This window comes from Mucilaginibacter sp. KACC 22063 (assembly GCF_028736115.1).
Taxonomy (GTDB): Bacteria; Bacteroidota; Bacteroidia; order Sphingobacteriales; family Sphingobacteriaceae; genus Mucilaginibacter.
Genome location: NZ_CP117877.1, coordinates 4,496,953 through 4,519,225 on the forward strand (window position 1 = coordinate 4,496,953; position 22,273 = coordinate 4,519,225).

The following is a 22,273-nucleotide window of genomic DNA, read 5'->3' on the forward strand; positions in this document are numbered from 1 at the left end:
ATCGTTAGGATTTATTGGTTAGCTTAATATAAAGTTAACGAATATTTAAAGCGCTTTAGTTTAAACTTGATAACTTTTCTACATCCTACCGCTCAGCTCGTTCAAATCTGCTGAAGTAAAATTTCTGTGTCACCTATTGATGTTATAGGCAGATAGGTTAAATTGCAATACAAACTATTGCTAACGTTATGAAGTGTAAATTTTTACTCCCCTTACTTTTCGCACTACCTGCTGCTGCCCAACCTGTAACCATAAAGCAGGATGCGGTAATTAAACAGATGGTTGATGATGTTTCGCAAAAAAACATTGAGGCCATTGTGCGCAAGCTGGTAAGTTTTAAAACACGGCATACCCTTAGTGATACAACCAGCAAAACCGAAGGTATAGGCGCTGCGCGTAACTGGATAAAGGCAGAGATGGAACGCTATGCGCAGGCTTCTGGCGGGCGTATGCATGTTGAGTTTGATACCTTTACTCAGCCCGCAGGCGGCCGAATAGATAAACCCACTGTTTTAAAAAATGTACTGGCTATATTAAAGGGTACCGATCCTAACGACAAACGTATTTATATCGTTTCCGGCCATTATGATTCGCGGGTAAACGATGTAATGGATGCCAAGTCATTCGCTCCCGGCGCGGTTGATGATGCATCGGGCACGGCAGTATCTATGGAACTGGCGCGGGTAATGGCACAGCGCTCGTTTCCGGCAACTATTATATTTATGGCGGTAGCCGGCGAAGAGCAGGGCCTTAACGGATCAACTAATGTAGCTAAACGCGCTAAGGCAGAGAACTGGGCAGTTGATGCCATGCTGAACAATGACATTGTTGGCAATACTTATGGCATGGAAACACACTTGAAAGACAACAGCACCGTTAGGGTATTTAGCGAAGGCGTGCCATCAACCGCGGCTGGTAATGAAAAAGCACTTGGTGCTTTAATTAACAATGGTGGCGAAAACGACAGTCCATCGCGCGAGCTGGCACGCTATATTAAAGAAGTTGCCGAACGCTATGTACAGCAACTGGATGTGAAAATGATCTATCGCCGCGACCGCTTTCTGCGTGGCGGCGACCATACACCATTCCTGCAGCAAGGCTTTACCGCAGTGCGTTTCACAGAAATGAACGAAGACTTTAATCGCCAGCACCAGAACGTGCGCAAGGAAAATGGCGTGGATTATGGCGACACGCCGGACTTTGCCGACTATGAATATATCCAGAAAGTAGCGCGTATGAACCTGTCGGTTTTAGCTAACCTGGTCCTGGCTCCTGCCGAACCGCAAAACGTAGGCGTAACAACCAGCGGGCTAACCAATAAAACTACCCTTAAATGGGAAGCGCCAACAGCAGGTAAAAAACCGGCAGGCTATTATGTATTAATGCGCGAAACCATTAGCCCTTACTGGGAAAAGAAGTTTTATGTAACAGATACCACAGCCACGCTTGATTATTCAAAAGACAATTACTTTTTTGCAGTACAATCTGTAGATGCTGACGGGCATGAAAGCCAGATGGTATATCCGAAACCTGTAAAATAAGAGCGCCCTAAATCCTCCCAAGTCCAAAGAACTTCTGTGGAGAAGGCAGGGTTTTACTTAAAAGTTAGTAGTAGCAGAACGTTAACAAATAAAATGTCGCCTCAGCGCAGGCGGCAATCACAGGTAGTGCTAAAGCAAAAACAACCGTAGCCTGCGGTGCCAGCGACGAGTTCTTTTGGTTCCTTTTCTTGACGGCCAAGAAAAGGAACATTTAAATGAATATACTATATACGTATAAACTTACTGCCTTATTGCTACACCCATACCTGTAGTAAAGAAAGTATTAATGCTTACAGGTAATTTACCGGTGGCTTTAATTTGGCGGGTAATCACCTTTGCTGCTGCCAACTGCATAAAATCCTCTTTTTGATAACCAACTATAATTGCTCCTGCTTTTTCAATGCCGGGTAAACCAGCAATGGTGTAAGGATTAGCAAACACACTGATCACACTATTAGGATGCGCTGCAAGCTCAGCAATTAAAAGTTTAAGATTTGAAGGATAGTCCAGTTTACTGCCTGGGCGCGTACGGGTATCATGCACACCAACTATCACCTGGTCATATCCTTTGATCTGCGATAGCAGCCTGTTCATATCAGGCACCTGCATATCTTTAGGTATATTAAATATCTTGCTGCTGGTAAAATAATGCCCAAGCTCCTGCTGAAATGGCGTTAACTGGTCTGGGCCAATACTAATGATCGCTGTAGCCTTCATGGGGTCAAGCTTGCTAATCAGGCTATCATCTTTTAATAAAGTTATGGCGGCATCGCTTAGTTGCTGTATCAGTGCTTTTGCATTGCTATTATTTAAGTCCTGACTTAAGTTAGCGGTAGTTACCGGTTGATAGTTATTTAAACCAGCCCAATATTTAGCTGCCAGTACTTTTTTTACCCTGGCCTCAAATTCTTCTTTACTTACCTCATGGTGGCGTACCGCTTTTTTAATCAGCTTTATAGCGCGCTCAGAGTTTTCAGATAGCTCAAGGATATCATTACCAGCTATAAATGCACGTACATCGGCTTCGCCGTTGGGAAAATATTTGGTTACACCCTTCATTTCCATCGCATCAGAAACAACCAGCCCCTTAAATCCGAGCGAGTCTTTAAGTACGCCGGTGATAATTGGGCGCGACAGCGTAGAAGGCAGCCTTGCGGTAGTATCAAGCGATGGAATGTTCATATGCGCTATCATGATACCACTTATGCCTGCTTTGATGGCTTCGCGGAAAGGATACTCTTCCAGCGAATCTAAGCGCTGGCGTGTAAATGGCAGCTGAGGTAAATCCTGATGCGAATCTACATTGGTATCGCCATGTCCGGGGAAGTGTTTGGCTGTAACCAGCAAACCACCGCTTTGCATCCCCTGAAAATAAGCAATACCCTTTTGCGCTACATTAAATTTATTATCCCCAAAAGACCGGTAACCGATAACGGGATTATCCGGGTTATTGTTAATGTCCATATCCGGCGCAAAGTTGAAAGTTATGCCCAGCCGTTTGCATTGGGCCGCTACCTCTTGCCCCATTTTATAAATCAGTTGGTTATCTTGTATAGCGCCAAGTGTCATTTGATAAGGGAAAGACAAGGTAGAATCCAGGCGCATACCCAGTCCCCATTCTCCATCTATGGCAATTAATAAAGGGACTTTAGCCAGCTGCTGGTATTGGTTCACCAAATCGGCCTGCCTGCCAGGGCCACCCTGAAAAAATACCAGTCCGCCCACGTGCTGGCATTTGATCACCTTACCAACCGAATCTGCATAAGCTTTGCCTTTATTGGTATGCGCACGTACAAAAAGCAATTGCGCAACGCGTTCCTTTTTACTCATCTTATGGAACACAGAATCAACCCAATGATTTTGTGCAGAAAGCGAGCTGATAAATGATTGTTGCTGTGCAAAAGCACCAGATGTAACAAAAGCGAGTATAGTAAGAGCGAATAATTTCCTGTAGAGTGTCATTACCTTGAGGTATGGAATTGATATCAAATTAAAAATTTTAACGGCAAATAAACCTTTGTGTTTTTATAGCATCTAAAAATAGATTTTAATGAATTAAAGAACTCACATTTATGAAAAAACTTTTCTTTATGGCATTAGGCCTGGTATTAATGGCCGGCGCGGCAAGCGCACAATATTATCAACCCGGCTATCACCGCCCACACCGTCAGCAAAACACTTACGACAATAACTTCCGCCCGACGTTTACATTAATTGGCGGCATTAACATTTCCAATGTTATCAATTCGCGTAACCCTGATTTTAGTACTGATACTAAGGTTGGCGCTAACGTTGGTGTGGGTTTCGATTTACCTGTAGCTTACCCGCTATCCATAACATTAGAGGGTTTGTATTCTCAAAAAGGCTATACTGCAATTGTAGCAGGCGGCCAGTTTAAGCAGCGTAATGATTTTATTGATGTGCCTATCCTGGCAAAGTTTCACATTATACCGGGTATAAACTTTCTGATCGGCCCACAGTTATCATTCCTGGTATCTACTACCAACAGCTTTAACGATGGCTTCCAGACCGAATACGAGCACTATTACAACAATAGCAGCAATGGGTACAATAAAACGATGATTGATGGTGTTGCCGGTGTAAGCTTTGATGTGGGTAATAATTTAGAGATCAGAGGCCGTTACACCATAGACCTTAACCGTATCAATGACAATGGTGATGCGTATGTACCGGCATACCGTAACCAGGCCTGGCAACTTGGCTTGGGTATCAGATTTTAAAAGTTTTGTGTTTATATAAGTGATTGATGAGCAAAGCCGCCCGAATGGGCGGCTTTTTAACTTTACAAATTCTTATAATTGCAAACTTAATAGCTATTTAACTATTTGGTGTATTAAGACCTTTAAATAGTACTTACTAAACCCCTATGCAAAATTTGGTTAACGATTCTGTCAAGAAAAAAAACTTTGCTTTTGTCGACTCTATACGTGCCATTGCCATGATGAGTATTGTAATGGAACACTGTGTTTTCTTTGACAGGCAAATGTATCATCCACCAAATACAGCGAGTTTATTAATTTTTTGCACTTTCATCCAGTTTATTAAATTCGGCACCATTAGTTTTTTTTTACTATCCGGGTTTTTGATTGGGGAGAAGTTTACAGATTACACACCTGTACAATATTTAAAAAGGCGTTTGGATAGTACTTTTCTTCCATGGCTATTCTGGTCTCTGATTTTTTTAGCCACTATGCTGCTCGATGACCTGGTTAAAGCCATCAAATTTGACCCTGGTCATTTTTTTAAAAATGTATCAGAACACCTGCCAATGCACTTAGAAAGCATTTATCTGTATAGCAACTATTGGTTTATTCCTAATTTTTTAATCTGCATATCAATCCTGCTTGTCTTTAAGCGATACCTTTATTCTAAAATTTTAGGAGGGATATTTTTATTACTTACGCTGATTTATACTGTCAACATTTATTATGAATGGATAGAGCCAAGACACTCTACTGCGATATTGGGCTTTGTGTTTTTTTTATGGTTAGGAGCACAATTCAACCGCCATTTAGCACAGTTCGAAAAATGGCTAAACCGCACATCAATTTGGGTGTTTATAACAATTGCCATCATATCACTTATTTTGGGTGTTAAAGAAGAGGTCTTGCTAATTAAAAGGCACAGTACCGACCCGTTTAATAGCTTACGCCTGAGTAGTATTGTATATGCTTTAAGCTTTTTTATGATATTGATGAAGATTAAAAACTATAAGTTCACCAAATATCTTAAGCCCCGCGAAACTACTTATGGTATTTATCTGATTCACTTTATTTTGGTAGCACAATTACTGCCGCTTTTATTTCCCACATTAAAGCATAGTGTAGATAGCTTAAGTACACCAATGCTGATTATATATCAGTTAAGCAGGTTTGTAATTGTTTATGCGTTGACTGTCGGGCTGATTTTTCTGATCAACCGAAGCAAATTTAGATGGTCTATAGGACAATAGATCTATTGCATCAGAAACTTAACCTGGCTTTCCAAATGATCCTGAAAATAAAAGTCGTAAGCACCCGGCCCTTCCGGAACCACATTTGGAACCTCCAAAAACGTTTCGAGTAACCTTGGAACTTTAAGGCCTTCAGCAATAGAAAACGGGAAAGATTGATTACCGATGAATAACTTACATCCGGCGATGATTTCGGCCAGCTCTAAAAAGTTATTAACCTGTACCCATTGAATGCCTGGCAGCATTTTTTTGATTTCATCCCACTCGGGCTTTATGCCTACAAAAATTTTATTAGGATAGTTGTTGAGAAACGTATAATCTATAAATTCGCTAAGATAACGCTGGCTACGGGCAATTACTAAAGTGTTTGCATAAGCAGAATTCGGTTTAATAGTTAACCACGGCTGATATAAATTGGGCGTAATACCCGTTATGTAGCCATACCAACGGGCAATGCTCCCCCTATCTTGTCTCAAGCCCGCCCGGCGCACGTTATCCAGGTCTATATCAATTATTTCATCTTTTAAAACTTTGCAATGCCTGATATAAGGTTGCGCTTCAATTAAGGGGATCAGCAGCTCGGCCATTTTTTGGTTCATCATTACACCTCCCAGTGGATGCGTATTATTGATGTATTCCATGGGCTGGTTAAGCTTTAAATAAAGATCGATCGTTGTAGCAAAGTTTTCGGCAATGGCTTTAAGAGTAGGCAAAGCATAGATAATATCACCTGCATTGCCACTATGCACTATGTTAAGATGGTCTTTTATTTTTACGATCTCAGCTATTCGCTCCCTGTTTAATGTCTCGCCCGATGAAGCGAAGTTCATCATAGGCACCAAGCGTGCGTATTCGCCTAAGTACTCTTTGTACTTTTTATATTTTTTTTTATCTGAGATTTTTAGCAGAAGCTTTTGGATCCCGGTTAGCTTTTTGAAGCTTTTGCCCGATGTAATTTTCATTTCTTATTATTCATCACATTATTAGCGGCAATCTTGGTTAATTTCCGGGAGATTTTACTTCCCATCTTAGTTTTAAACCAGCGTGTTCGCCAAGTTGAAGCAGATAGGTAAAAATGTGCAATAGTGGTTAAGACATACCGGCTTCTCATAAAATGAGTATACTTGGCTATAAGCTTCTGCAATATGTCTTGATAACTATCATCTGCGTTGCCATAACTTTTATGCAGTAATTTAAATTCGATAGCGTATGCAGTAAAGCCTAAAAGCTCAGCTACAAGGCAAATGTCTGTACCATATAAATGGAACCCTTTTAAATCATGCGATAACGCCAGATTAGCTGAACGCTTTACCACAATAAAGTTTTCATCAACAGTTACCACTTTTTTAGGAAAATTCGCATTACATTCATATAAGCCATCAGGGTAAACAATATTAACCACGAAGCGCCGGTAAAGGTCATTTTCTAAACCGCCCGCATTACTCAATACGGCCCAATTGTTATCAAGCTTACTAATTTCAGCTATTTGATGGTTTAGTTGAAGGATGCCATCAAACTGAAGGAGTACATCCTGGTGGCATAAAATGATATATTCAGCATCCGCTTTTTGCAAGAAAAGGTTAAGGCCTTCATAAGCTTCAAACGTATTAGTTTTACTATTATCAATGTAGCGGTATTCGCAAATGTCCTGCGTGAAACCAGCATCAATAAATGATTGCACCATTTGCCCATATTCTTCCAAGTTAGTTACAAGCGTGCAAACAGCATACTGGTATGTCGGTGCAGCATTGTTCTCTAATTTAGCAAAGGCAGGCGGCTTAAACTCCATGCTACAAAGTAATAACTATTTTTTTAACCATCGCCTGATTCTCCTGTCAAGCCGGCTTTGTTTTTTCTTTATGCGCTCCACTTCGAAATCAAAAGCCAAAGTTGCATAATCTGCTTGTTTTTGCGGAACCACGTAATGTGGATGTACAATTTCCCCAAGTACCCCTATTGCCTGGTTAGCATAAGGGTGTTGGGTCTGAACTGTATGTGTTGCATCCTTACCAAAACCAACATTACTGATCAGATTGACATTAGGTAGTACAGACAAACTGTTATTTAAAAAATTGATTAACGTCAGCTGATAATCCCAGGTATCAATTTTTCCCTCTTTAAGCTCATTAAATATCTGCAACCATGCATTTATAATAACAGGCTCAGAAAAAATATTGACTAATACATTCCTAAGGTCAGCTTCAGTATACCAGCTCAGTTTTTTATCGTATGATTGCCATACCCGGCGCCAGCTTGCCCAACCCCATACGTGGGTAAGGTTCGAAAAATAATAACTACCATTACCCCATTGCTTCCCCTGCTGTAAATTGCTACCGCCTACATGTCTTATCCGTGTATCATTACGGTAGTAATACAACATGGTATCGCAAAACCTGAAAAAATCTTCGCCGGGTAAACAATCATCCTCAAGGATAATCCCTTCTTCCTCGTTCTCAAAAAACCAATCAATTGCAGATGATACAGCATCGCGGCAACCCAAATTTTCATTACGGAAAAGAGTTTTCACCTCGCAGTTCCAATTTACATTTGTCGCAATAACCTTTACCTGTTCGCAAACGGACGCCTCATTTTCAACTGCCGGCCGCGGACCGTCAGCAGCAATATACAGTCTCTGCGGCTTTACTTTGCTGATAGCCTCAAACACCTGCCTGGTTAGCACGGGTCTGTTAAATACCATAAACAATACAGCCGATTGCGTTTGATATGCCATTAAGCAATAATATGATTATAATAACTAAGGGTGTCTTCTATCTCCTGTTGTATCGGGAAGTGCTTTACCCGTTCAAATCCTTTTTTTACAAGTTTTTCCTGTAAAACACTGTCGTTGATCAGATCATTTATGGCTTTAAACATACTGTTAACATCAGAAGGATCGAAGCCGTGAATAGCATCCCTACCTATTTCCTGCAAAGCGCTGATATTACTTGCTGCTACGGGGCAACCAGCCCTAAAAGCTTCGAGCAGCGGATAACCAAAGCCCTCGTACAACGAGGGATAAACAAACACTATAGCATGCTGATATAAATAATTAAGTTCGGCATCGGTAACAGTCATTTGTTTACAATTACCCTCCATGCCAAGTCTTTGATGCATCTGTGTTTCTTCTTCAGTAAAATTGCCTCCCGCTGTACAGATGAGCTGTAATTCCGGGTACAGTTTATGCAGCTCAGCAAAACACTGTAACAACCTTTTATAGTTTTTATAGCTCGACCGATCGCCTACAAATAAAATATATTCATTAGGCAGGCCTGAAATTGCTTCTGATGTAAAGTTTGGATCTATACCATGATAGATCATCCTGATCTGATGCTCGGGAACATCCAAAACCTGCATCAGATCGCGCTTGGTGGTTTCAGAGATAGCAATGATGCCCTGAGCAGTCTTTATCGTTTCTTTTTTGTGCTGCGGAGCTTTATCGTTGGGCAAAAACTGGTCGGGTAATAGCTCATAGATCATATCATGCACTGTAATTACATAAGGTTTTTTAAGTGCATTAAGAAAATAGGGATGATAATAAGTAGGGTGCAAAAGGTCGAAATTGTTTTTACCGATGAGGTAACGGCTATACCATTTGTTCCATTTTGCAGCGCGTGATGGCTTTTGCCCGAGCAGTAAGCTGCCCATGCGGTTTTCCATAGCAAACTTTTGTATGCCCAGGTAATAATTGTCATTATACAGCAAACCCACATTTGCATCAAAGTGCTTTGACGCCTTAATGCCTGCAATTAAAGCTGAAAAATAACGGCTGATACCGCCATAGCACTGCAAACTAAATGTTTGATGATCATACAAGATATTAGCCATTAATTACCACCCTTTTTATTAAATTTAATAATCCCTGTGTGCGGTACACATAATGGTAATAATCTTTTCGCCTAAGTGTTTCTTTAAACAAACGGTCGCGGTCATTTTCAAATCTGGTATCGCGCATACGTGTCGAGATTCCGTTAGAAGAGAATGAGGCGATCATTAAATCATGATATTCAAAGTTAAAATCGGGATCTTTCCAGCATTTAAGGTTAAGATGGTAATCAGCACAAATCGGATAGACCGTATCGTAAATATATTTATTAAAAACTGCACGAGGATAAAATATCGCCTGATGACAAATGTTATGCTTTGTCAGAAAGTAATCATCATACACCCGCTTAAAGGGCTGTCCGAACCGTATCACATTACCATAATAAATGGCATTTTCAGCTATTAACCTGGGCAACATGGTATTATAGCCCTCCATCAACCTATCATCTACCCCTAAAAAATAAAGCCACTTACCCCGGGCAACTTTAATACCCTTATTCATGGCATCATAAATACCCTTATCGGGTTCGCTTATCCAGTAATCTATTTTTTTGCTATGGTTTACAATAGTGTCAACACTTCCGTCAATACTGTCTCCGTCAATAATAATAAGCTCTGTTTCATTACTAAGATAAGGCAGTACATTCTGAAAATAACCTTCTATATACTGCTTTCCGTTCAGTATAACAGTGATTATGCTAACTTTTGGCTTTTTATCAGATAGTAAAGTGGTATTTGATCTGCCTGTTAGCATAGAGCGTTAGAGATAGTTAAGCATTAAATGTTTGCATATCAATCAACTTTCTGTACAAGCCATTGGCAGAAACCAGTTCCTGGTGTGTGCCTTGCTCAACTATCTTTCCGGCCTCAAGCACAACAATCATATCTGCATTCTGAATCGTACTCAAACGATGTGCTATAATTAAAGATGTGCGGTTCTTCATCAGGTTATTTAATGCATCCTGAACCAGTTTTTCTGATTCTGTATCCAGCGCTGACGTAGCTTCATCCAGCAACATAATTGGGGGATTGCTTAACACCGCCCGCGCAATACAGATCCGCTGGCGCTGACCGCCGGATAGTTTGGTACCGCGGTCGCCTATATTAGTTTGATAACCTTCTTCGGTTTCCTGAATAAAATGATGCGCATTGGCTATTTTTGCTGCAGCTTCAACCTCCTCAGGCGAAGCATCCGGCTTGCCAAAAGCAATGTTGTTATAAATGGTATCGTTAAACAAGATTGACTCCTGATTAACTGTTCCCATTAGTGCCCGTAACGAATGATGCGTTAACTTACGTAAATCATGACCGTCAATTTCAATTGCACCTTCTTTGGGATCAATAAAACGCGGTATCAGATCCATCATGGTAGACTTTCCACCACCCGAAGGGCCCACTAAAGCAACCGTTTTGCCTTTAGGTATGGTTAGGTTGATGTGAGACAATACCGGTTTTTCATCATAAGCAAAACTTACATTATTAAAACGAATGCCTTGTTTAAAATCGTGAATATCAAAGGCATCAGGTGCATCTGTTATAGCCGGCTTTTCATCAATCAGTTCAAGTACACGTTCGCCGGCGGTAATACCCGAATGAATGTTGCTAAAGGCATCAGAAATGGCCTTTGCGGGGCGCATCACTTGCGAAAATATGGCTATGTATGTTATAAACTGCTCGGCGGTTAACGGCGATTTGCCATGTAGCACCAACGATCCTCCGTAAAGTACTAACCCTGAAACCATCACCACTCCTAAAAATTCAGATACAGGAGATGCTGATTGCTGGCGCTTGGCCATAGACCGTATAATTTTTGAATACTGCCGGTTTTGCGTATCAAAGCGTTCTTTAATATAATTAGTGGCATTAAATGCTTTAATAATTTTCATACCTGAAAGCGCCTCATCCAGATAACTGATCATCATACCATAGGTTTCGTGAGATGCCCTTGCCTGAGTTTTTAAACGCTTAACAATACGCGAAATAATGAACCCGCCAACCGGTATTACCAGTAAAGAGAACAGGGTAAGCTTTACAGACAAAGCAAAAAGCGTTACGATAAACGCAATAAGCTGTAGCGGCTCTTTAAATACAACCTGCAAAGTACTGGTTACAGAAAACTGAACTACCTGTACATCTGACGCAACTTTTGATATAATATCGCCTTTACGTTCATTACTGAAATAGCCAAGATGCAGATCCATCACATTATTGAACACACTGCGGCGAAGATTTAGCAAAGTGTGTATGCGCAGATTCTCCATCACACGCTGTGCAAAATAACGCGACAGGTTGCTGATTAACACCGATACAACAATTACACTGCAAACAAACTTAAGCGCACCTACCTGCCCGTAAAGCACTGTAAACTCGTGCGAGTAGTAATTCATCATGTCAATTGGATGAAACCAGCTGCTGGGTTTAACTGCCGGAGCTGTTGAACGCGAAAACAGCGTAGTTAATAGCGGAACCAGCAAGGCAAGGTTAAATGTGCTGAACACTACCGTAATAATGGTAGACAGGATATAAGGAATAGCAAACTTTTCAATTGGTTTGGCAAAAGAAAGCAGCCTGAAATATGTTTTCATTTAAAATTATAAAACGCAAAAATACTAATAACGCCCGTAATAACTATTTAGCATAAAAGCCACTATAAACCAGCCCAGGTTAAGGCCTGGGATGTATAATAAAAGTACTTATCCAATACAAGCAGGGCTATTAGCTCTTCTTGCTCCTTGCTTTTAAATTGCTGTACATATCTGTTTGCATTTTCAGCTATTGCAATTGCTTTGTCGGGATGCGAAATATAATAATGAAGCTTTTCTTCAAGATCTGAGAAATCATCGGCTATCGCTATGTAATGATAGTCTGGGATTAACCGGGCTTCCATAAACCATGTTTCATGAGTAGGCTTAGGCATAACAGCTACCGAATTAGAGGACATAATCCATTTCAAATTAGTAGCAACATCGTTACCTTCTAAACTTAATATAAATTTATACTTCAGATGAGCGCTTATAGGCAATTTAGGCTTGATCCATGCATTATTGCCGCCCTTCGCATTAACCTGCCCCAAATCGCACAACGGATTATTAAAATATTGCTCCATGAATTTTATACGGTGGGGCTGTGTTATAGCACCGCGACCAATAAGTATATCTTTTTTGTGCTGAAACGGTATTGTATCTTTCAAAAATACAAAGTGCCTTTTCCTATCAAGCTTAAGCAAAACAGCATTTTTATTATCATCCCACAAGGGGCGGCTTTTTTGTATTGTGGGCAACGATTCGACATGATTCACATCACCGGAAAGAAACCTGATTTTCAGGGCTGGGCTAAAAAACCTGGTATGTAAGTGTGCATCCAGATAATACGTCTTAGGGTTTTTAAACAGGGGCATATCTTTTAGCATTACAGCTTTCTCATCAAGTACAACAATATGATCTAACTTATTGTAGTAGTTTACCCTGTCTAAAATATACAGCTCATCATAATGCCTTAACTGCTTAAGTTTATTCAAAAGTTGATTTTGGTAAAAAAAGCCCGGAACAAGCTGCCTCAGCATATTACTTCCGTAATATGATATTTTATTTTTTTTTAGCTTGATGATGATGTCCTGCCAGTTCACTTTTATGGCTGATTAATGGGCAAATATAAATTTATCACAGTGTAATAGTGGAAATAACTTAGCCACCTGTTTCACATCATTTTCATACTTTTGAATTTTAGTAGAAATTCCCGTTAAATGAACCCACTTCAATTAAATCTGCTTGCACATACCTGGTGGCGTTTCACCAACAAAAAGCAATACCGTTTATATAAACAGCAGATGTATCAGGAGAAAATTGATAAATTTTTAACTGAAAACAAGGTGTTAACATTTGAGGAAATCAAGCAACTAGCCGATAACACTGGCAAGCTTAACTTTTTACATACGGGCAATGCCGGAGATATTATTTATGCACTTCCGGTAATTAAAAAACTACATGAACTGGTAGATGTACCGCTCAATCTTATTTTAAAGTTAAATGAACCATTGCGTTTGGCCAAGGGCATGACACACCCTTTAAACAATGTAATGCTAAATACCGCTACAGCCAATTTTTTAAAGCCCTTGTTAGTTGCTCAGCCTTATATCAGCAGTTACGATATATTTACCAATCAAGTTATTGATATTAATTTAAGCCTGTTCAGAAAGGCAGGCATACGCCAGGATCGCGGCAATATTGCCCGTTGGAACTTTTATACCACCGGAATAACAGCCAATTTAAGTGAAAAATGGCTGTTTGTTGATGCAGATAAAAATTACTCAGATACAATAGTTGTGGCACGCAGCCAGCGATATAACAATCCAGTTATTGATTATTCCTTTCTAAATAACTACAGCAATACTGCATTTATTGGAGTAAAATCTGAATATGAAGCTATGAAAAAGCTGGTGCCAAATATCAGGTGGGTACAGGTTGCCGATTTTCTGGAGATGGCGAGAATAATTGCCGGAGCTAAATTCTTTATCGGGAATCAGTCATTTCCTTTCTCCATTGCCGAAGCCCTGAAAGTGCCGCGGATATTGGAAGCTTACCATGCAGCGCCAAATGTAGTTGTTGAAGGCGCCGATGGTTACGACTTTTATTTTCAGAATCATTTCGAGTCTGTTGTGAAGCAGCTAAATAGCCGCCAATAAATTTATTCATATGCAACGCAGTTTACAGGCGCCACATTACAATAATTTTCGTTCGGTAGCACGGGCGCTTACTATTGTGGAGAATAACCTTAATGGCGCCGATGAACTTTTACGCACTTTGCATATTAACCAAAATATACCTGTAATAGGTATAACCGGACCGCCTGGAGCAGGAAAAAGCACCCTGGTAAATGCGCTGATCACTGAATTGGCAAACGACGACAAACATATTGCCATACTCGCCGTCGACCCTACATCGCCATTCAATTTCGGTACCCTGCTTGGCGACCGTATCCGCATGTCGTCGCACTTTAATAACGACAAGGTATTTATACGCTCGCTGGCTACCCGTGGTTCATTAGGGGGATTATCGACAAAGGCAATTGAAATGGCAGATGTGCTGCGTGCTGCCCAATTTGATTACATCATTGTAGAAACAGTTGGCGTTGGCCAGTCGGAAGTAGAAATAGCCGGCTTGGCCGATTTTACCTTTGTTGTTTTAGTTCCCGAAGCTGGCGATGAGATCCAGAACATTAAATCGGGCCTGATGGAAATTGCCGATGCCTTTATCATTAACAAAGCCGACCGCGACGGGGCAGACGAATTTGCGGGGAAGTTAAAAAAACTCTTATTTGATCAGCACCGTGAAATTCCTGTTATAAAAACCATTGCTTCTAAAGATAAGGGAATTAAAGATATGGCATATCTTATTAATCAGCCTGTAGTTAAAGACAATCCGCGCAAAGCGTGGCTTGCTACAGAAAAGGTGTATCAGCTGATAAAAGACAAGCGAATGGCTGATATAGATAAAAACAAGCTGCGGCTGCAACTCGCAGAAGCTTCAAAACAACCTGGCTTTAATATTTATCAGTTTGCCGCTGGTATAGCTTAAATACTTGTTGGCGCTGGTGTAATTGCCAGCATAAACTTTTAAACAGGCAGAGCAATATCTTCTCTCTTAATCAACTGGTCTTCCCTGTCGAATAAAAAGCTCATAGTATGGTCCGGGTCTTTAATGATCTCAAATAGCAGGAAGCCCCATTTTTTCCAGAAATTCTCCAGCACTTGTCCATAGGTTTTAGCTTCCCATTCGTCGAAGATCGGTTTCATGCTATTGCCTCGAAGGGAAAGGGCTTCAATATAAATGGTATCATGTACGGTCATGATCTCATATTCCGGCAGGCGGTTAAACAGGTAAGCAGTATAAAATACCCTGCCGCAAAACTCCTCAAACTGAATGGGGTGAAGCAATTGATCTTTAATACGGTTATAAACCTTTTCCTGGTAGCGGGCAATGGTATTGTTGTCTTGCAGGCAAATAATCAACCCGAAATCATTTATACGCAGCGAAAAAGTAACAGTGCTGATTTCATCGCGGTAACTGAATTCGTTTTCTTCATTATCCACTTTGAATAAAAACAGGCTGAACGGTTTAAAGTCGCCCTCATATTCTATTGGCAACACCATGCTTTGGAGCATAATGTGTAGATTGGTGAAACGCTGCAAAAGTGAGTGCGATACGCTAAACTCCTGCCCGTCGCGGTACTGTTGTACCATAGCAGCCTGCAATTCATTAAAAATGATACCATGCAGCCATTTGGCGCACCAGTGAAATATCCGCATTTCATCTAACTGCTTAACTGCATCGTAGCCGGTAGTAAATGCCTGCTCTATTTCGCGCTCAAGCGGTTCAATATATTGCTCGTTGATATCAGCAGCACAGGGCAACATCAGGTCCTTATACGTGGCAAAGCTTTCGTCAAGCAGTTTAAAAGGCTTGTCCTCCAGGCTATAACGCGTCATTAGCCATTGCGGAAAAACGTGGATTTGTTCTTCGCTGCTTTGTATGGGCTTGCCTGTCAAAAAACATTGGCGTTTTGCAGTGTTAAAACTCTTAAAAGGATAATAGATCTGTGCAGACATGCTGCAAAGATAAACCTAATTTTTGCCTTAAATTTTTAGCTTTGATTTTTAACATGAAACTGACGTATCAATCATATGAGCTTGAGCTAAAGCACCGCTTTACCATAGCTAAATTTTCGCGAACCTCAACACCGCTTATGCTTTTGCAAATTGAGCATGAAGGGCATATTGGTTATGGCGAAGCCTCAATGGTGCCGTATATGGGCGAAAGCGTAGAAAGCGCTACTGCTTTTTTAACCAGTGTTGATGTAAGCCGGTTTACTTATCCATTCAACTTTGATGAAATAATAAACTACCTGGATACCATTGCGCCCGGGCAGCCTGCCATTAAAGCGGCTATTGATATTGCCCTGCATGATCTGGATGGAAAACTACATGGAAAGCCCTGCTGGCAATTGTTGGGCAGCAATCCTGCTTTGATGCCTGTCACCAGTTTCACCATTGGCATTGATACGCCCGAAGTAATTATTGAAAAAGTGAAGCAGGCCGAGGCTTGTAAAGTAATTAAGGTGAAGCTTGGCCGGGATAGCGATAAAGAATTGATCAGTACCATACGTACTGTAACCGATAAGCCATTATATGTAGATGCCAACCAGGGTTGGACTGATTTGCAGCAAAGCCTTGAAATGACTTATTGGTTGCAGGAGCAGGGCGTTGAGCTGATTGAGCAACCCATGCTTAAAACAGACTTTGATAGCAATGCCTGGCTAACCGAACGCAGCCCTGTACCTATTATTGCCGATGAAGCCTGCCAGCGCCTGGCCGATGTTCCCCAGGTTGCCGGAGCATATCATGGTATCAACATCAAACTCATGAAATCGGCAGGGATGCATGAGGCACACCTGATGATACAAAAAGCACGCGAACTTGGCTTAAAAATACTGATAGGCTGTATGAGCGAAACCAGTTGCGCTACCTTAGCCGCAGCAGCACTTGCCCCGCAGTGCGATTGGGCCGACCTTGACGGCCCATTGCTTACAAGCAATAATCCGTTTATTATGCCGGGTTTTGCCGACGGAAAGTGGCAATTAAGTGATGCCGCAGGACTGGGCTTGCAGTTATTATAACTATAACGACGACTTAATTAACCAGTAATTTGTAGCCCCTACCATGTACATTAATGATCTCCACTTCAGGGTCGTCTTTAAGGTATTTACGGATCTTGCTTAAAAACACATCCATGCTGCGGCCATTAAAATAGTTGTCGTCATGCCAGATGTTCAGTAGCGCTTCTTCGCGGGTGAGTACTTCGTTTTTGTGCAGGCAAAGCAGGCGCAGTAATTCGGCTTCTTTGGTTGATAGTTTTTGCTGATGATCCTGCGTGGTGATCATTTGCTGCGTATAATCAAAGTTATATTTCCCTATTTCAAAAAAGCTTTGTTTGGGCTCCTCTTTTACCTCGCTACCGGCAACACGTTTAAGCAGGGCGTTAATACGCAGCAGCAACTCTTCTATCCGGAATGGTTTGGTAATGTAATCATCGCCTCCAAGGCTAAATGCTTGGGTTTTATCTTCGATCATTGCTTTGGCTGTAGCAAAAATAATGGGTATCTGCTGGTTGATCTTCCTGATCTCCTTACCCAGGGTAAAGCCATCCTTTTTAGGCATCATTACATCTAATATCACCAGCTCATAGGTGTCTTTTGTAAATGCCTTAAGCCCCTCGTCGCCATCTTTGCATAACACAACATCAAACTTACCCTTTAACTGCAAATAATCTTGTAGCAGTAACCCCAGGTTGGGGTCGTCTTCAACCAGTAATATTTTTTTCATCTTATTTATCAGGCAAGTGGAAACCTTAATTCAAACTCTGATCCTTTATCTTTTTCTGAGCGTACCGTTATGCTGCCGTTAAGGCGCTTAACAATAGTGCTTACATAGCTTAGCCCAAGGCCAAAGCCTTTCACATCATGCAGATTACCGGTTGGTACCCGGTAAAACTGCTCAAATATTTTGGCTTGCTGGTCACGTGTCATTCCTATGCCCTCATCAGCTACTTTGATAATCAACTGCCCGCTACGGTTTAATGTACTGATGGTGATTTTAGGCGCATCTTTACTGTATTTAAGCGCATTATCAATCAGGTTATAAAGCACGTTTGACAAATGCAGTTCATCTGCATTCACAACAGCGTTCTCCGAATCGAGGTGCATGGTAGTTTCTGCGTTATACTTTTGCAGTTTCAGTTCCATGCTATCGAGCACGGTGGATACCATTTCGTTCACATCAACAGGCCTTACTTCCAGCTTAAAGTCGTTTTTCTCTATACGGGCTATGTTCAGCACCCGCTCTATATGGCTGCCTAAACGGGCATTTTCTTCATAAATAATGCCTGCCAGCTTTGATACACGGTTTTTATCCTGGGCAATCTCTTCATCGCGAAGCGCCTCGCTGGCAATCATAATGGTTGATACCGGCGTTTTAAACTCGTGCGTCATGTTATTGATGAAATCGGTTTTCATTTCCGATATCTTCTTCTGTCTCAATATCGAATAAATGGTATAGCCGAAACAAAGTACCAGTACAAACATCAACGCACCGCTGGTGGCCATAGTATACGTCATGCGGCTAAGCAAAAACGAGCTTTTTTCCGGAAAGGTGATCCTGATCTTGCCCGGATCATTCACTACCTCTTTATTAAATATGGCTGTTTCGTAGGTATTTGCCGGCAAAAACTTTGGCTGCTCGCCGGTATTTAATGCCCGTTGAAAAATAAGCGAATCATTAGTGGCGGTGGTTACCTCGTAACTAAACGGCAGGTTAATGCCCTTATTGCGCAGCTCGAAATGCAGTACAGAATCTATCCATACCGAGTCGATGCGTTTGGTAAGCGGTTTTCCTGTGTGCTGATATTCTTCCGCTATACTTTGTATAACGCTTCTTTGGCTGCCCTGCCCCTGTTTCAGGTTCTCGATAGAGTCAGTAGCCAGCATACGTTTCACCTGTCTTATCTGGCGTTGTTTCTGTTTACGGTCCTGCTCGCGCTGCCACAAAGGGTTTATTTGCGGAATGGTAATGGTTTGCCTGCCAAATTGCGGATCTGTGTACTGATACGTCAGGGTATCATATTTGTTAAGCTTTAAAGGCCGTTTAAGCATTACCTGTTTCTGCGGGATGCTTACAATTTCGGGGGTTAAACGCTGGTGTACAATCCCAAATTCATCGGTAAACTCATCAACACGTATCCTGAAGTTAACCGAACCTGCAATATTGTTCAGCTCTTCATCCATTTTGTTCCGCATAATAATATGCTTCAAACTATCGCGCAGCATGGCAATATGCTTTTCGCGTTCGGTTTGCTTTTTACGTATGGTTAAGCTGTCGGCCTCAGGATTATCGCCGGTTGGCGTATCAAGTGTACTTTTATGTATGCTTTTTACAATTAGACGGTAATTACGTTTCTGTAACTCCTGCTCATCATTAAAGCGGGCTTTTTCATTTAAAAAATTAACGGCATCAACACGCGCAACCTTATCAACTACATTGTTGAGTACTTCGTTTACAGAGCGGTCAAACAAGGCAGATTGCATTACGTATGACTGCCTCAGAAAATACAATTGCATAGCCATTACGCCCAGCAGCGCAAACCCCATCAACCCCGTAATTAAAACTATACTTCTTTTACTCATCCAGGTAACAAAAATATTTCAAATTAGCCGACCTGTAGCAGCTTTAACACTTTTTAACATATTTTAGCAGGGTAATAGTTGATTGAACATCAGCCCATTACTACATTTGATTCTCAAACCCTATTTACCATGAATGTAAAGAAAATCACCACTATGCCCGGCTTCGAGCTGCTGTTTGCAGTAAGCATTGCAGCTATATTTATATTGCCCTCAACCGTATTCGCCCAGGATACCAGAAACCTGGAAATTTCTATTATGAACGGCGATACCGTAATTAACGGCAGAAATATTAAAGATATGAACAGCCGCGAGCGGGAAGCCGCCTTGCGCGACATCAACAAAATAAAGATGCCTCGTAACCGCCTGCGTTTAAGAAAGATGGAAGATCCCGGATTAGCGCCTATTGACAGTGTTGAGCGCAGTTATGTGATGGGCGACCGCAATATAAAACAGACGACGGTAGATTTCTTCATTGAACGCCCTGATGTAATCACCGATACTGCTATAGCCCTGGCTCCGGGACGGGAACATAACAGAATGAGGATACGTGAGCGAAGAGGCATGCCTATGAGAAGGTTCCTACCACGCAACATGCAGAAGTTTACATTTGAAAACACAGATAACAATGGTGTTACCACTACGGTACACTATACCGTGAGTGAAGGCAGGCAGGCCTGGAGGCATGAAATTGATGGCGAAGCTAAAAATGCCGATGAAAAGAATGAGCTAACCCTGTCAAACATCCGTATGCTGGCTGATTTTAGTTCAGGAAAAACAACTTTAATGTTCGATTTGCCAGCTAAAACTTTAGCAACAGCAGAATTAACTGATAGCGAAGGTAAAGTGATTTTTAACGAGAAGGTAAGCGGTGGCCTGTTTAACAGAAGCTTCGCCCTGCCTTTAAATGGCTTTTATCAGCTGAAGGTGAAACAAGGCGGTAAAACTGCTGTAAAGGAAATCTATAAGGAAAATTGATTTTAGAGACCCGGGCGAGAAATCAGATACCAGTAAACCAAAACGGCACCTGAAATAGGTGCCGTTTTGGTTATAAAAAATATTAGGGAAGCAATCTTTTTTCTCGCTTCTTGTATCTTGTTTCACGTTCTGATTTAGAACGGTAAATCGTCATCATCTGGTGCCGAGCTCAGGTCAACCGGTGGGGCATATTCTGGTGCAGGTGCGCTGCCGGCGCCGCCAATTACGTTAACTTTCCATAATTGTAATGTATTGAAATAGCTCTTTTTACCTGTTCTGTCGGTCCATGGGCGGCCCTTCAGGTTAAAAGAAACTTCAACGTTATCGCCCTCGCGTACGTTATCCAGCAAATTGCAACGGTCCTGAATTGCCTCAAATTTGATATACTCAGGGTACTGAGGATTTTCTATATATTCTAAAATAAGTTCTCGCTTTTTAAGAGTCTCGGTTACCTGCATAGTAGCAGATACTTCGTGTACTTTGCCTTTAATATCCATGTATCAAGTATTTAAGCTGTAAAGTTATAAATTTTTAATTCATAAATTTGCCCAACTGATGCAAGTTTTCCAAACAGAAAGTAAAATAATTATCACCTGCAATAAGCGGCTTTCCCCTTATTTACAGCAGGAGGTAACAGAGCTGGGTTTTGATATAAAACGCAGTTTTTTAACGGGAGTTGAGCTTTACGGCACCGTTAACGAGTGTATTACACTTAACCTTAACCTACGCACCGCCAGCCAGGTATTATATCATTTAAAAAGCTTTACGGCTAAAGACCCGCAAGAACTTTATGATAACCTGGTGCAGATAGCGTGGGAAGATCTTATTGATTTTGCAGGCTATTTTTCCGTTACGTCAAACGTAAATAACGAGCATATCCGCACACCGCTTTTTGCTAACGTAAAGGTGAAAGATGCTGTTGCAGACCGGTTGAAAGAGAAAAAAGGCATCAGGCCAAACTCGGGTCCCGAGCTTAATAAAACCGTAATACACCTTTACTGGCAGGATGACCGCGCCGATATATATATAGATACATCGGGCGAAACACTGGCCAAACACAGCTACCGTAAAATACCGGGGAAAGCGCCAATGCTGGAGGCGCTGGCCGCATCAACCATTATGGCTACCGGTTGGGACAGAAAAAGCACATTCATTAACCCAATGTGTGGTTCTGGAACGCTGGCTATTGAGGCTGCACTGCTGGCCACAGATAAAAGCCCGGGCTTTTTCAGGATGAACTATGGCTTTATGCACTTATTAGGATACGATGAACAGATATTCTTTGCCGAACGCCGCACTTTGAAAGATAAAGCCGTTAAAGAACTGAACTTTAAGATTATTGCTACCGATATCTCTGAAGATGCGGTTGAAATATCGCGCAAAAACGCACGCACTGCCGGTGTAGAACATTTAATTGATTTTGCTGTTTGTGATTTTGCCGACACCCAGGTGCCCGAAACGCCGGGCGTTGTAATGTTTAACCCCGAATATGGCGAGCGTTTAGGTACGCATACCAAACTTGAGGCAACATATAAGCGCATAGGTGATTTTCTGAAACAAAATTGCCGCGGATATAAAGGATATGTATTTACCGGAAACCCTGACCTGGCCAAACGCGTTGGGCTTAGTGCAGCGCGCAGGATAGAATTTTATAACGGTAAACTGGACTGCCGCCTGCTGGAATATGAATTGTATGACGGCAGTAAAAGACAACCCAAAACAGATTAAT

The 22,273-nt window shown here is 41.5% G+C and carries 20 protein-coding genes; 8 read left to right on the forward strand and 12 right to left on the reverse strand.

The features are described 5' to 3' along the window. Positions 1–188 precede the first annotated feature (188 nt). On the forward strand, positions 189–1,541 hold the full coding sequence (locus tag PQ461_RS19715) for a M28 family metallopeptidase (protein WP_274207278.1): 1,353 nt from the start codon (positions 189–191) through the stop codon (positions 1,539–1,541). Between the two features lie 240 nt (positions 1,542–1,781). Here the strand turns inward: PQ461_RS19715 and PQ461_RS19720 are convergent, their stop codons facing one another. After that, positions 1,782–3,503, reverse strand: a complete 1,722-nt coding sequence (locus tag PQ461_RS19720) for a glycoside hydrolase family 3 protein (protein ID WP_274207279.1) — start codon at positions 3,501–3,503, stop codon at positions 1,782–1,784. A gap of 110 nt (positions 3,504–3,613) precedes the next feature. On the opposite strand from PQ461_RS19720, the gene PQ461_RS19725 reads away from it, so the two are divergent. Both PQ461_RS19725 and PQ461_RS19730 read left to right on the forward strand, forming a co-directional pair. Continuing rightward, positions 3,614–4,282: a porin family protein gene (locus PQ461_RS19725; RefSeq protein WP_274207280.1), complete on the forward strand. Its 669-nt coding sequence runs from the start codon at positions 3,614–3,616 to the stop codon at positions 4,280–4,282. Between the two features lie 146 nt (positions 4,283–4,428). Further along, the gene (locus PQ461_RS19730) at positions 4,429–5,514 is read left to right on the forward strand and encodes an acyltransferase (RefSeq protein ID WP_274207281.1); all 1,086 of its coding nucleotides are present in this window, start codon (positions 4,429–4,431) and stop codon (positions 5,512–5,514) included. A 2-nt stretch (positions 5,515–5,516) separates the two neighbouring features. On the opposite strand, the gene PQ461_RS19735 is transcribed toward PQ461_RS19730, so the two are convergent. The 7 genes from PQ461_RS19735 to PQ461_RS19765 all read right to left on the reverse strand — a co-directional run bounded on the left by PQ461_RS19735 (position 5,517) and on the right by PQ461_RS19765 (position 12,853). Then, entirely contained in the window at positions 5,517–6,476 is a 960-nt protein-coding gene (locus PQ461_RS19735) for a hypothetical protein (protein ID WP_274207282.1), read from the reverse strand. Then, the gene (locus tag PQ461_RS19740) at positions 6,473–7,303 is read right to left on the reverse strand and encodes a hypothetical protein (RefSeq protein ID WP_274207283.1); all 831 of its coding nucleotides are present in this window, start codon (positions 7,301–7,303) and stop codon (positions 6,473–6,475) included. Before PQ461_RS19740 ends, PQ461_RS19735 begins: the two co-directional genes overlap by 4 nt. 15 nt (positions 7,304–7,318) lie before the next feature. Then, complete coding sequence (locus tag PQ461_RS19745; RefSeq protein WP_274207284.1) at positions 7,319–8,245, reverse strand: nucleotide-diphospho-sugar transferase; 927 nt, start codon at positions 8,243–8,245, stop codon at positions 7,319–7,321. Next, complete coding sequence (locus PQ461_RS19750) at positions 8,245–9,339, reverse strand: glycosyltransferase family 4 protein (RefSeq protein ID WP_274207285.1); 1,095 nt, start codon at positions 9,337–9,339, stop codon at positions 8,245–8,247. Before PQ461_RS19750 ends, PQ461_RS19745 begins: the two co-directional genes overlap by 1 nt. Next, a complete protein-coding gene (locus PQ461_RS19755; RefSeq protein WP_274207286.1) occupies positions 9,332–10,090 on the reverse strand; it encodes a glycosyltransferase in 759 nt (252 codons plus the stop codon). Before PQ461_RS19755 ends, PQ461_RS19750 begins: the two co-directional genes overlap by 8 nt. A 16-nt stretch (positions 10,091–10,106) precedes the next feature. After that, a complete protein-coding gene (locus PQ461_RS19760) occupies positions 10,107–11,921 on the reverse strand; it encodes an ABC transporter ATP-binding protein (RefSeq protein WP_274207287.1) in 1,815 nt (604 codons plus the stop codon). A 62-nt stretch (positions 11,922–11,983) separates the two neighbouring features. Next, entirely contained in the window at positions 11,984–12,853 is an 870-nt protein-coding gene (locus tag PQ461_RS19765) for a glycosyl transferase family 90 (protein ID WP_274207288.1), read from the reverse strand. 225 nt (positions 12,854–13,078) lie between these two features. On the opposite strand from PQ461_RS19765, the gene PQ461_RS19770 reads away from it, so the two are divergent. Beyond that, positions 13,079–14,017, forward strand: coding sequence for a hypothetical protein (locus PQ461_RS19770; protein WP_274207289.1), 939 nt, complete (start codon positions 13,079–13,081; stop codon positions 14,015–14,017). Between the two features lie 10 nt (positions 14,018–14,027). Then, positions 14,028–14,909 (forward strand): methylmalonyl Co-A mutase-associated GTPase MeaB, encoded by an 882-nt coding sequence (gene meaB, locus PQ461_RS19775; RefSeq protein WP_274207290.1) that lies wholly within the window; start codon positions 14,028–14,030, stop codon positions 14,907–14,909. Between the two features lie 38 nt (positions 14,910–14,947). On the opposite strand, the gene PQ461_RS19780 is transcribed toward meaB, so the two are convergent. Next, positions 14,948–15,940: a hypothetical protein gene (locus tag PQ461_RS19780; RefSeq protein WP_274207291.1), complete on the reverse strand. Its 993-nt coding sequence runs from the start codon at positions 15,938–15,940 to the stop codon at positions 14,948–14,950. A gap of 53 nt (positions 15,941–15,993) precedes the next feature. On the opposite strand from PQ461_RS19780, the gene PQ461_RS19785 reads away from it, so the two are divergent. After that, complete coding sequence (locus PQ461_RS19785) at positions 15,994–17,007, forward strand: dipeptide epimerase (RefSeq protein WP_274207292.1); 1,014 nt, start codon at positions 15,994–15,996, stop codon at positions 17,005–17,007. Between the two features lie 13 nt (positions 17,008–17,020). Here PQ461_RS19785 and PQ461_RS19790 read toward each other — a convergent pair whose 3' ends face one another. Both PQ461_RS19790 and PQ461_RS19795 read right to left on the reverse strand, forming a co-directional pair. Beyond that, positions 17,021–17,713 (reverse strand): response regulator transcription factor, encoded by a 693-nt coding sequence (locus tag PQ461_RS19790; protein WP_274207293.1) that lies wholly within the window; start codon positions 17,711–17,713, stop codon positions 17,021–17,023. 8 nt (positions 17,714–17,721) lie between these two features. Beyond that, positions 17,722–19,569 (reverse strand): sensor histidine kinase, encoded by a 1,848-nt coding sequence (locus PQ461_RS19795; protein ID WP_274207294.1) that lies wholly within the window; start codon positions 19,567–19,569, stop codon positions 17,722–17,724. 129 nt (positions 19,570–19,698) lie between these two features. Here PQ461_RS19795 and PQ461_RS19800 point away from each other — a divergent pair, with 129 nt between their 5' ends. Further along, the gene (locus PQ461_RS19800; protein ID WP_274207295.1) at positions 19,699–20,544 is read left to right on the forward strand and encodes a T9SS type A sorting domain-containing protein; all 846 of its coding nucleotides are present in this window, start codon (positions 19,699–19,701) and stop codon (positions 20,542–20,544) included. A gap of 134 nt (positions 20,545–20,678) precedes the next feature. On the opposite strand, the gene PQ461_RS19805 is transcribed toward PQ461_RS19800, so the two are convergent. Continuing rightward, positions 20,679–21,041 (reverse strand): DUF3127 domain-containing protein, encoded by a 363-nt coding sequence (locus PQ461_RS19805; RefSeq protein ID WP_274207296.1) that lies wholly within the window; start codon positions 21,039–21,041, stop codon positions 20,679–20,681. 58 nt (positions 21,042–21,099) lie between these two features. Between PQ461_RS19805 and PQ461_RS19810 the strand changes: the two genes are divergently transcribed. Then, positions 21,100–22,272 (forward strand): THUMP domain-containing class I SAM-dependent RNA methyltransferase, encoded by a 1,173-nt coding sequence (locus PQ461_RS19810; RefSeq protein WP_274207297.1) that lies wholly within the window; start codon positions 21,100–21,102, stop codon positions 22,270–22,272. Position 22,273 lies beyond the last annotated feature (1 nt).